At 56.7% G+C, this 11499-nt stretch carries 10 protein-coding genes and 1 other RNA gene; 8 read left to right on the top strand and 3 right to left on the bottom strand.

Annotated elements, in window-relative coordinates; genetic code table 11:
• Positions 1-170: 170 nt before the first annotated feature.
• Complete coding sequence (locus FYK55_RS24535; RefSeq protein ID WP_150079266.1) at positions 171-1172, bottom strand: Gfo/Idh/MocA family protein; 1002 nt, start codon at positions 1170-1172, stop codon at positions 171-173.
• A 135-nt stretch (positions 1173-1307) separates the two neighbouring features.
• On the opposite strand from FYK55_RS24535, the gene FYK55_RS24530 reads away from it, so the two are divergent.
• The 8 genes from FYK55_RS24530 to FYK55_RS24495 all read left to right on the top strand — a co-directional run bounded on the left by FYK55_RS24530 (position 1308) and on the right by FYK55_RS24495 (position 9744).
• Positions 1308-2588 (top strand): outer membrane protein assembly factor BamB family protein, encoded by a 1281-nt coding sequence (locus FYK55_RS24530; protein ID WP_150079265.1) that lies wholly within the window; start codon positions 1308-1310, stop codon positions 2586-2588.
• A 232-nt stretch (positions 2589-2820) separates the two neighbouring features.
• Positions 2821-3423: a metallophosphoesterase family protein gene (locus FYK55_RS24525; protein ID WP_150079264.1), complete on the top strand. Its 603-nt coding sequence runs from the start codon at positions 2821-2823 to the stop codon at positions 3421-3423.
• 134 nt (positions 3424-3557) lie between these two features.
• Positions 3558-3929: a transfer-messenger RNA gene (gene ssrA / locus FYK55_RS24520) on the top strand.
• Between the two features lie 1805 nt (positions 3930-5734).
• Complete coding sequence (locus tag FYK55_RS24515) at positions 5735-6127, top strand: hypothetical protein (RefSeq protein WP_150079263.1); 393 nt, start codon at positions 5735-5737, stop codon at positions 6125-6127.
• Between the two features lie 562 nt (positions 6128-6689).
• On the top strand, positions 6690-7331 hold the full coding sequence (locus tag FYK55_RS24505) for a metallophosphoesterase family protein (protein WP_150079261.1): 642 nt from the start codon (positions 6690-6692) through the stop codon (positions 7329-7331).
• Positions 7332-8215: 884 nt separating this feature from the next.
• Positions 8216-8599 carry a hypothetical protein gene (locus tag FYK55_RS29275; RefSeq protein WP_161604731.1) on the top strand — a complete coding sequence of 128 codons (384 nt, stop codon included), beginning with the start codon at positions 8216-8218 and terminating at the stop codon, positions 8597-8599.
• A gap of 160 nt (positions 8600-8759) precedes the next feature.
• Positions 8760-9155: a hypothetical protein gene (locus FYK55_RS24500; RefSeq protein WP_150079260.1), complete on the top strand. Its 396-nt coding sequence runs from the start codon at positions 8760-8762 to the stop codon at positions 9153-9155.
• A gap of 208 nt (positions 9156-9363) precedes the next feature.
• Positions 9364-9744, top strand: a complete 381-nt coding sequence (locus FYK55_RS24495; RefSeq protein ID WP_150079259.1) for a hypothetical protein — start codon at positions 9364-9366, stop codon at positions 9742-9744.
• A 40-nt stretch (positions 9745-9784) separates the two neighbouring features.
• On the opposite strand, the gene FYK55_RS24490 is transcribed toward FYK55_RS24495, so the two are convergent.
• Positions 9785-10873: a sialate O-acetylesterase gene (locus tag FYK55_RS24490; protein ID WP_201743796.1), complete on the bottom strand. Its 1089-nt coding sequence runs from the start codon at positions 10871-10873 to the stop codon at positions 9785-9787.
• 250 nt (positions 10874-11123) lie between these two features.
• Positions 11124-11486, bottom strand: coding sequence for a hypothetical protein (locus tag FYK55_RS24485; RefSeq protein ID WP_161604730.1), 363 nt, complete (start codon positions 11484-11486; stop codon positions 11124-11126).
• Between the last annotated feature and the right edge of the window lie 13 nt (positions 11487-11499).

Raw genomic sequence — 11499 nt, 5'->3', positions numbered from 1 at the left:
CACGCTCGCCAGAGCGAGGACTCGATCAAGCTCCGCAGACACGCTCGCCAGAGCGTGGCTTGGATCAACAGATCCTCGCACCGCTTCTCGATCGACACCCTGACCATCGCGCGGAATCATCGACGCCACCTTCTGGCGTGGCAATACGCATCCTGCCCCCGGTCGTCCCTCTAGCGACTTTGCCACTGACAAAGTTCGATCGCATTGGCAGCAAGTTCTCCGCTCAACATCGGTGAGGGCTTGCCGCTGCGAACGGATTCGGCGGCGGCATTGATCTCATCGACGAAATGATCGATCTGGTCGCCCTCGCCCAGATCGGGCCTTTCGACGGTCCCGTCAGCGTGCAGGATCACCAGGGGGATCGATGCGGTGGTTCCGTCGGCGTAGGCCGCGAATTCGAACTGCACCGTCGCTCGCTCAAAGGACACTTCGTATCCGTGCGTGAAGCCACGCGCCGGAGAATCGATCACGCCGCCGCCGGCGGAAACCGGCCGATCATCCGCGTAGCGGAACAGGGTTTCATAGAATTTGGGGACTCCATCGACGCGTGTGCAACTGGTTTCCACGGACTCGGGCATTCCAAACAGCAGGCAGATCAGGTGAGCGTCGTGGACGTGCAGATCGATCAGCGGGCCACCGACCGTGTCCGGGTTGTAGAAATCGGGGATCCAATCCGGCGGCGAGATCGTTCGTTTGAACCTGCCGGCAATGGGCTTTCCCCACCGCCCATCGGTGGCGGCTTGGACCAAGAGCCCGAATTCCGGAATGAACGGCAAGATGTGGGCGACCATCACGTCACTGGGGGCTCCCAGGGTCGCCAACCGACGCGCATCCTCGGCGGTCAGCGCCAGCGGCTTCTCGCACAGCACCTTTTTCCCGGCCGCGAGCGACTTTTCGATCGCTTCAACATGCAAACTTGGCGGCAGACAAATGTCGATCAAGTCGATCGATTCGTCGGTCAACATTTCGTCCAGCGTTTCGTACACGGCCAGATTGGAAACATCGATCTGCTCCCCCGGCGGCCCAAAATTTCCCTGGATTCCTGTCCAGTCGCCGCGTCGCTTCGATTCGTTCCGGCTGCAAAACGCGACCAAGTCGGCTTGATTGCTACGCTGATAGGCTAAATAGTGAATCCAGCCCATGAACCCGACGCCGACGATTCCCGCACGCATACTGTTCTTATCCTTTTGAAAGATCGGATGTCTCGCTGATTTGGATGGCGGGATTGTAGCCAGTTTTGGCGTCGCACAACGCCCCGGCTGATCAGCGCGCGTTTCCTCCTTCGCTACGACAAAGACGAACCGACAATGAAACACGTCGACCTGACAACTGCGGCGTTCGGCATTCTGATCGGATCCGTGCTGACGTTGCCCGGCACAGCGATCGGGCAGGATCGAGGCCCCTGGCCGCAATGGCGCGGTCCCGAAGGAAACAACCACGCCGGAGCGAACGCCCAGGCCCCCGGCCAATGGGACCTGAAGACCGGCGAGAACATCGCCTGGAAAACCAAGCTGCCGGGACGCGGCCACTCGACCCCCATCGTCACTCCGCAGGGGATCTTCCTGACCACGGCGGACGCGGATGCCGAAACCCAATCGGTCTTGAAGATAGATCCGGCCGGCGGGCGTCTGCTGAATGAATGGGTCATCCACCGAGGCACGTTGCCGCAGCGGATTCACCCCAACAACTCCTACGCTTCTCCGTCCATGGCTTTTGACGGCGAAAGACTGTTCGCCGCATTTCACACCGACGACGCCATTGTCTTAACCGCGCTCAGCGTCGACGGCGCTCAACAGTGGCAGCGTCGCGTCGCAGATTTCCGGCCCGCCCGATTCCAATTCGGCTATGGCGCCAGCCCGATCATCGATGGCGACGTGGTGATCGTGGCCGCGGAATACGACGGCCCCGACAGCGGCATCTACGCGCTCGATCGAACGACGGGAAAGCAGGTGTGGAAGATTGAGCGACCGGAAAACCTGAACTTTGCCAGCCCGATCGTGACCACCATCGCGGGCAAACGCCAGCTGTTGATCGCCGGTGCGGACCAGTTTTCTAGCTACGACCCTGAGACAGGAAAGCCGTTGTGGACTGTGCCCACCACCACCGAAGCGATTTGCGGGACCGCCGTTTGGGATGATCGAAGGGTGCTGGTCAGTGGCGGTAATCCGGAAGCGGGGACGTGGTGCGTCACCGCAGACGGTCGCGAGCAGTTGCTGTGGCAGAATCGGGTGATGTGCTACGAGCAGTCCTTGTTGGCCATCCCCAATCACGTCATCGGCGTCGCGGACAATGGCGTCGCCTACTGTTGGCGAACCCAGGACGGAAAGGCCACCTGGCAAGAGCGACTGTTCGGCGGCGGGATCAGCGCTTCACCGCTGTTGGTCGATGACCGAGTGATCGTCGCCAGCGAACGCGGAGAAGTTTTTGTCTTGGCTTCGGCGCCGAGCCGTTTCGAGAAATTTGCACAGATTCAAACAGGCGATTCGATTTTTGCCACACCGATCGTGATCGGGAATCGACTTTACATCCGCACCGGCATCAACGAAAACGGCGGGCGTCAGGAATACCTGGTCGCCATCGGCTCCTGATCGCAGGTCGGTGTTTTGGCAGCTGCTTTTACGCATTCGATTGCTTCGACCGTTTGATCCCTGCCGAAGCGGATTCTGGATGAACTCCAACGCGTTTTGCGAACACCAACGATAGCGACCCTTCGGGCAGAATTGAGATCGCCAATCCCGAGAGAGATGGAGCCGTTGTCAGGCGAGCACGTTTTTCATCGACACCGAATCTTTCCCCAACTCCTTCGACGCGGCATTCAACATGAAGATCCTTTGTTTCAGTGATTTGCACCGTGACCGTGAGGCAGCTGAGCAGTTGGTCGCTGCCGCCGAAGGCGTCGACGCGGTCATCGGCGCGGGTGATTTTGCCAACCGTCACCAGGGACTTTCCGACACGTTGGACATTCTGTCGGCGATCGAGAAGCCGACGGTTTTGGTCCCCGGTAATGGCGAAACCACCGCGGAACTTCGCGAAGCCGCCGCCGGTTGGAAATCTGCGACGGTTTTGCACGGCCAGGGCTGTGACGTTGACGGCGTGCCTTTTTGGGGCGTCGGGGGCGGCATCCCGGTCACACCCTTCGGGGCCTGGTCGTTCGATTTTGACGAAGCCCAGGCAACCGAATTGTTAGCGGGGTGTCCCGAAGGCGGGGTGCTGGTGGTCCATTCGCCGCCGCTGGACACCGTTGATTTGGACACCGGAGGTCAGGTCCGCGGCAGCCAGGCGATTCGTGACTGCGTGTTGGCGAAACAGCCCAAACTGGTGGTGTGCGGCCATATTCACAGCGACTGGGGCAAGCAGGTCCAGCTGGGGCCGACGACGATTCTCAACGCCGGCCCGAGCGGACGAGTGCTGGAAATCGGCTAATCCACGAAAAAGATTTTCGATGGGCTGCAGCAAAGAAAACTCCGGTTGGTCCGGACTGGCTTGCCTGCCGACTCGGCTCGGATACAATTAGCCAACGCTACAGCCGACCATTCGTGGTTGGCGACCAAGGAATCGGGGGCGACTTGGATTCGACCGGATGATTGGAAGCGTATGGTTGCGTGTCGTGGTTGATCAGTTGGCCACGTAAAAAGCTGATCACACTATAATTGCAGATGAAAATCTCGCATTGGCTGCCTAAGAACAGGCTGCCCTGACTGAGGGAGATTGCCAGAGTCGCCCGACTGTCAGAAGCAATTCTGGATCGCCCGCCGTCCTACTCGAGACGCGGCGGGTTAAATTTAGATTCGAGTTAGCGAGTGACGGAGCCTGTCGGGCAGCGCCGTCATGAGCGAATCGGACTTCGGTCCAAAATAGTTCGACTACACACGTAGATGCCGACGCGGACGCATCGCGGGACGAGGGTTCGATACCCTCCGCCTCCATCTCAAAAGGCCACTTGCTATCGAAGCAAGTGGCTTTTTTTTGGTCTTTCGGGCCGATCAGGGCAACAGTGGGGAACTGCTCCACACGTGGCGATAAGGAGCCTGAATTCGTAGCGAGGTTCATCCCTCATTGACCGCCACGCCGACCCCATCGCACGCGCGCCCCTTTCTTTCCGTGCAATTGACTCAAACGGCTACGGACGGCCAGTGTCTTGATCATTGCTCTTCTCTTGCTTCGCGACTTCGGTGCCGAGCACCTACCGCAATTGGTGCCAGGCGCAACTCCTGTAGGTCGGTCCAACTTGCGCGTCGTAGGAAAACTGGCAAATCGCGTCGGTCGAGACACCCACGATTACCGAAATATTCTTTGAAAAACGGAGGTCTTCTGGAAAATCCGGCAACAGATCTCGCGGGCTATCGCTGGGTATTTTGTTGGCCAATGACGGCCATTCAAAATCCACCAAAACACGCCCAATGGAGCGGAATCATGTTCAACCCCAAATTGTCCGTTTTGGTACTCGTGTCAATCGCGACTCTTGGCTTTGCTCCTCAGGCAAATGCTGAGAGGATCACGAATACGTCGCCTTCAATCGCAAATTACACTTCAAGTTACACCTATTGTGTCCGTGTGGAGATGTACCATGTCTTGAGTGCAGACACTCATTGGGAGACCGTTTACACCACATCCAACTTGGGGGAGGCAGCTTATTGCCACGATCTGTTCACTGCACTTATTTCAGGAGGCAACAGTTTTATTTGGTCGCAACTCTCTTACTTTGGGTATTCGTATGAATACTTTGCTTGGCACCAGATTTGGCCGATCGACGCTGTGATCACGGTCAAACGCGGTTCATAGCAGCAAGGTCAAAGGCACGGGAAATGGGCAGCTCTTGACGGTACCGATGCGGTCCCTCGGTCCGGCAAGCCACCTTTAGAATCATATAACGCCTACCCCTTCTGATCGCCATTCTCCACCACCTCGTGCAGTTTCGCTTCGTTTCAATTGCTGAAGCTGCGTCGACTTCGTCGGCGAAGAAAACGGGCGAATTCGCTTCGGTGTCCGGGCGTTTGAGACACCGACGCGGCGAAGAAAGACTGCTAAGCCGCTTCGGCTGGTACAACTTCGGCGGCGAACGAACGCAGCTATCAGTTTGTTCAAGGGCGACCACCCCGACGTGATGAACGAAGTCATCGCACGTCGTACCGGCGGTAGGGGCGAAGCCCCGGTCATTTGCCCAGCCCAGCCCAACGGGCTGGGAAGAAATCAAATGTTAGGGCCAACGGCCCGGCCTTTTGTTTGTCAGTGTGCTTCCGCGTTCATCGAGAGTTGGTTCTCACGGCACCGGGGCAATCGATCCGGTTGGGACTGAGTAGCAAATGGCCGGGCCGTTGGCCCTCATGTTTTCACTGGATTCTGAGACCCAGTCCGTTGGACTGGGCTAGGTAAACGGCTGGGCCTTCAGCCCGGACGATTCTTGCGGCTTTGGTCGCAGGCGTGAAAACAGGATTGCTGATCAACTTCAACGTGACAAAACTCAAAGAGGGAATCAAGCGATTCATACTCTGACTGTCCCGCCTTCGTGCTCTTCGTGTCCTTCGAGGTTCACACTTTCAACCCCGACCCGCCTGTGCGGTGTAAGATGTGGAGCCATGCCCTGCACACGAAGGCCGCAAGTCAGGTCAGTCGGTTTGGTCTGAATCTTGCGCGCGTCCTCGGTGACGGCTGGCGTTCTAACTCTCGTTCCTGGCACGCGTTCTCAATTTAGGGCTGATATTGATCTGCCTCGACACGCCGGTGCAAGAAACGCATGAATGATGTTAATCCGTCTCGGGACGAACAGTTTCTTAGCAAGAATGAGCGCACAGAACTTGCAGCCAGGAGCAGCGAGCGGTGGCTGTCTGAAGCAAAGCTTGGGATGGTACTGCCAGTGGTCGCTTGGATTACTGTCCCGATTGCATTTTTGCTGATCGCACTTTTCGGTGACCGACCAAAGAATACTGGGCCAGTCGACCAGACGCTTTCCTATGTCATCCTGGCTGCCGGATTGCCGCCAAGCGCGGTTGGACTGTGCTTTGCGTCAATGGCCTTCCTGAAGAAACGGCGATGGTTGGGGTCGCTGGGGATTCTTTTGGCCCTTGCCACCGGCTTGATCGTTATGTTTTTGGCCTGGATATTCTCCCAACGTTGGCGAATGGTCTAAGCACGACGCGAAGGTGGACACACCCGTAGGTGGCTGCCACACATTCGGATCCACCGTCATGATGAGCTGCGCATTTCGAGCGACATACGAAGGGGGCATTCATGATGTGTCGTTGTGAGACGTCGCCAACTGATGTTTGGTCGGCACGTCTTGCTTGCGTGCCAATGGTTTCCCCGTTCTACTTTCTGGGTATCCCGTTTGGTATCGCGGCATTGTATCGACTGCGAAAGGATAATTGCTCTTCGGCTTTTCAAACAAGTACCGACGCTCCGTAGCGATAAAGGCTGGCCGAACCATGCGATGAACCGGACTCGCGGAGACATCGCGTTTGACAATGGAAAATCAATCGCCGCGACTCGGTTTTCGCGACCGTTCCACAGTTCGCTTGGTCGTAGCGGGGATTTTGTAACCACGAAGGACACGAAGAACTCTGACTGTCCCGTCTTCGTGCTCTTCGTGTCCTTCGTGGTTCACACTTTCCCCCGGACCTGCCTTTGGCGACGCTGGGAGTTGCGTCCTTGCTTGTTGGATCCACGAACGCGTGCGATGAGTACCCTTTGCGATGAAACTCGGCATCATCACTGACATTCACGAACACGTCGAATGCTTGCGAGCAGCATTGGACGAATTGGCCGGACAGGTGAACCAGATCGTGATGGTGGGCGACGTCGTTGAAACAGGCGACCGAATCGAAGAAACGTGCCAATTGCTGTCCAATGCAGGTGTGATCGGTGTCTGGGGCAATCACGACTTCGGACTCTGCTGCGACGTTAGCGAGGAAACTCGCGAGACGTACAGTCAGGACGTCATTCGGTACATGGGATCGTTAAAGCCTCGACTAGAGCTTGGCGACTGCCTTTTCACACATGTCGAACCTTGGTTGGATCCCCGAGTGCTCGAAGACCTCTGGTTCTTCGGCGGACTGCCCACAGAGGGTGAGCGTTTGGACCGCATTTTCGGCGCAGTCCCCCATCGGCTGATCTTTGCCGGTCACTACCATCGATGGATTCTCGCCTCGCCCACGACACTCTCCAACTGGAGCGGAGAATCGAGCATTCATCTCACCGATGGGCGCTACTTTGTCGTGGTGAACGCGTTGTTTGCCGGTCACTATGCCGTGTTTGATACAGAGACCCAAGAGCTCGTGCCCAGACGGCTGGCGTCGGCGCGAGCCTATACACGCACGATCAATGAGAAGCCATGAGCGGCAGAAGCGCAACGCGGCGATGACGGGGGAAACTTCGGCAGTCGTGCCATTTCGTTACCCGCGTCTTTGAGTCCAGATAGAAAAGGTATGGTCCAAAGCTGAGAAGGCGGAGACCATTGCGTTGTAGACCCCAAGGTGAACTGTTCGCTCACCTGCGTTTATCGGGTGATACGCGAAATCAAATATCTCAACGTCCCAGTCATCGCGGCAAAACAGGTAGTGCCGAAAGAATCTCTCATAGGCTCTCGTTGCAACACTGTGAAGGAATTCAGCTTCCTCACCGAGTGCTTCATGTGAGCGGAAATCGGTCAGTCGAATGACGAGTTCTCCGTAGTCACCTAGTTTTTGAGACACCTTCACGGAAGCTCCGCCATATCTGCTGTGCTCCGCCTCATCACAAACCAAATACGAACTGCCAACAGAATACATGGTAACGGGCACAGTGTAATGAGTGATGGAAATTGATTCTGGATCTCAACTTTGGCGAAAGAATCCATGCAAGTCCCAGGCTTGGTGGGTGAGCCCCCTTCAACTTGGACTTGCGACTCGGAACCACGGTCTAGTCAGCAGTCCGACTTCCTGTCACATTCGCTCCACCCACCGAAACCAAGAACTCGCAGCACAGAAAGATTATCGCGTTCGATCTCGACAGATTCAACTTCGAAGCCTGTTGCTTCTACGCGAGAACCGAAGTTCAACTGATGTTCGCCATCGTATCGACGGTGATGATGGGGAGTCGGCAAGTACAAAAGAGGCTTCACGACTTTGCTGCCGGAACGATCGTGCTGCGCGCCCAACCATGATTTTCGAGGTGATTTCGTTTTGCGCGCATCGAAGTGAAGCGAACAGGCTCCGGTCAATTACCGGAGGTTCAGGAACCCATGAAGTCGATTTTGAAATACTGCTTAGGTTCCGCGATTTCCGCGTTGGTCGGGCTTACCTGTGCGATGCTCACTGGTGGTCTGTGGTGGCCACCCGTGGCCGGGTTGACTCTCATCGGAATCGGGCTGGTCACGGCCGTCTGTTTCGCAATCCTAGCAAGGTTCAGGTTCCATTGGCCTGCCTCGATCGTTGCCAGCGGAATTGGAGCGATGGTCGCCAGCTACTTTGCCGGAGCCACCGCGGAGATATTGCCGCCCGGGAGTGCGGAATGGATCGTGAAAGGCGGCCTGTACGGTGCCGGCTTTGGTTTGCCGGTGACGATCCTACTCGCGCCACTGGGTTTGGTTGAGAACAGGAGGGTGGATCGTGACGCGACGTCTTGACCGTTCAGACGAACAGCAAAACAGCGTTGGACAATCAGATGGCCACGACCACAGTTCCGCTGTCACACCCGTCCGTCGTCACGTTTTCGGACCGAGCGACCGCGAACGTGTTGCGGCGATCACATTCCCGATTGATTCAGGCCCTCACTGAAGGCAGGAGATGAAAAGAATGACTGGCGAGGCACCACCTTATCAGTACAAGGTTCTCCATATGAGCCCGACGGGAACCACACTCTTTCCTTGGGCGAAACAGTGGATGAAAGACCGTTTTGGTCGCAATGCTCTCGAACGGCAGATTAACGGCCTACAACAATACGGTTGGGAAGTCGTAAGCATGGCGGGTGGATCCGCTGGATTTCTGTTTGTGGTTCCCAAGGTAACCGTCTTGCTCCGCCGTCCAAACGACTATCCATGGGACGAAAACAGCCTCGATGAAGTCAAGCGACTCCTCATCGCAGGAGAAAAGATTCCCGCAGTCATGCTGTATCGGGACATTACCGGAGTGGGAGTGACCGAAGCAAAAGAGCGCGTCGCAAGGTTGGAGTCAGATCGGTGACGGTTCCGCCAACCTCTTAAAATGCGAATGCCCCCACTTCTTCGGAGCAACACAAAGCATCTTCAACCGGAGCGGAACGGATGCTCAACTCCCGGTCCCCTCTGATCCGGGGCGTTCGTTCACGGATTCTACGAGCAATCTATCGGCCATCGGGCTTCCAACGAATGTTTCAACCCGATGACTACAAATCCGCAGCGCGAGGGAGGCCATGAGACCGTACAAAGTTTTCAGATCGCCAAATTCCGGTTTGTACCAGGCGGTAAAGATCGGCTTCAATTGGCCTGCATTTTTCTTCACTTATTTTTGGATGGCTCTGACAAAGGTCCCGCGACTCGGGTTTCCTGCTTTCTGGAGTGCATTGATCGGTCCCTTCGCACTTCTTGTTTTTGGTGCGGCAGAAGCACTCTTGGACATGCCGAACGTCACGCATCCTTTGTTTTTGTTTGTATGGTTTGTGTACAGCGTCTTTGTTGGCATGCATGCGAACGAGTGGTTAGCCTGCGACAAAGAACAAGCCGGTTGGGATGACGCTGGAACAATTGAAGCCGATTCGGAATACAACGCCATCCAAGCCGCAAAGCGACAATAGTTTCAGGGCCCTTGCCGCAGCGAAGCCGTGCTGCCGTTTCTCAGCTGCCGCCCGCTTGCAAGAGATTGACCATCGCTTCGCCCATGGCTTCGCCAACGTTCATATAAGTCTCTGCATTTCCGCCGTAGTGGCCAGCGGAGCTGCCCCCTTGCGATAGCGGGTGGCTGTAGACCGTGGCAACGTTGCCCTTGAACTCCGGGTACTTGCCGGATTTGCCATCAACCGCGAGCATGGCATCAAGAATCGTTCCGCCGATGTCAGTTGAGCCCTTTTTGGTCTGGCCGAGCGTGGCACAAACGAACTTCGCGTTGGGCGCATTGAAGTCCTTGCGAAGCTGCTTGATGAGATGAACAAGGTTCTTTTCGTATCTGCCGGAGAGCGCGGCACTGCGGCTGTCCCGGTCGCCCTGCCACCAAAAGAAGCCGGCGACCTCGTATTCCGTCGCACCCGGGTAATACTTGTCGAGATCAGCCAACACCATTTTCGCTCTCGCAATATCGCCGTCGTACTGCATGCCGGCGTACCAGTTGATCTTCTTCGGCTCCGTTCCCTTCTCCCACCGCTCGGGCGTCCCCTTGTATCCCGGATGAATCCAAGTGACGCCCTTGGCATCTGTGAACTCAAAGCTCTCGCTGCCCGGTGGTAGCAAGTCCCAGCCCAGGGCGCGATTGCCGATGCAGCTCTTGAGAATCATCGTCGGTGCTTCATTGAAATTGCCCACATGATGCCCAATGCCGATCTCCGGGCCGATGTTGCCACCGTTGATGGTCATCCATTCGTTGTGAAAGACCTTCATGGCGCCGAGGCCACTTCCCATGACCCGCACATTGCGGACATCTTTGCGCTCGGTCCAGTGACCTTCGGCATCGACGAGGTAACCGTACAACTTCTTCTCCTTCACCGCGTGGGTCAGCGAGCCCTCCGCTTTGCCTTTTGTTGGGCTGATCTTGCCGAAGCCCAGCATGTTCGACTGCCCCAACAGGATGTAGACCTGCACCGGCTTGCTCATGTCCGCCCGCTTTCCTTCTGAACCGGGCAGTGGTTTCACGTCCTCCGCGAAAACGAAGGTCGGTGGAAGCAAAGCCAGCGCGACAGCGAGGGCGAGGTTGGTACCAGTCGCGATTCCCATTTTTATCTTGCGTTTGCGTTTATGGACTAAATCAAAGAGAGATCATACCTGAATCTTTCGATCGTCTCCGGATTCCCGTCCCAAGCGAACGATGCACAAGAGATGGACGCGCGAGAGAGATCGGCGACAGAGCTCGTGCCCATCGCGAAAGCTCTGCCCAAGTCGGATTTGTCGGTCGACGTTATTCGCCGCGGCAGCCGCGTCGCCCGAGGCGTCGAAAGCGGCAGGCAAGCCCGGTCGGCCACCACGACTAAATGGAGGCGGCGGCGGTGTAGTACACACCGAGTGTGCCCACGAATCCTATCGGAAAAGCAATCCACAAGGCCCGCCACGCAGGTAGCCTGCGTGATCCCAAAAAGTAGGCCAACAGCTCCATCGCAAACGGCACCAATCCGACGGCGCCGTACAACCAGTAGCTGAGTCCTTTTCCTCCGAAGGGCAAGTACGCGCCTTCGAGATAGAGGTAAAAGAGGAAGAATCCGATGGGAGCTAGGACCGGGTACAGCAACCACAACGGCGCACCGCCGAGATTCATTTCTGCGGGAGTGAGTGCAATGGAGGAGACAATCCCGAGGAGATAGGCTCCGAGGTACTTGAGAATCTCTCGTAACACCAAGCCCCCCAAC

Source organism: Roseiconus nitratireducens (assembly GCF_008629675.1).
GTDB classification, from domain to species: Bacteria; Planctomycetota; Planctomycetia; order Pirellulales; family Pirellulaceae; genus Stieleria; species Stieleria nitratireducens.
The sequence above is the reverse complement of the archived record's forward strand: the minus strand, read 5'-3'. Positions and strand labels throughout refer to the sequence as shown.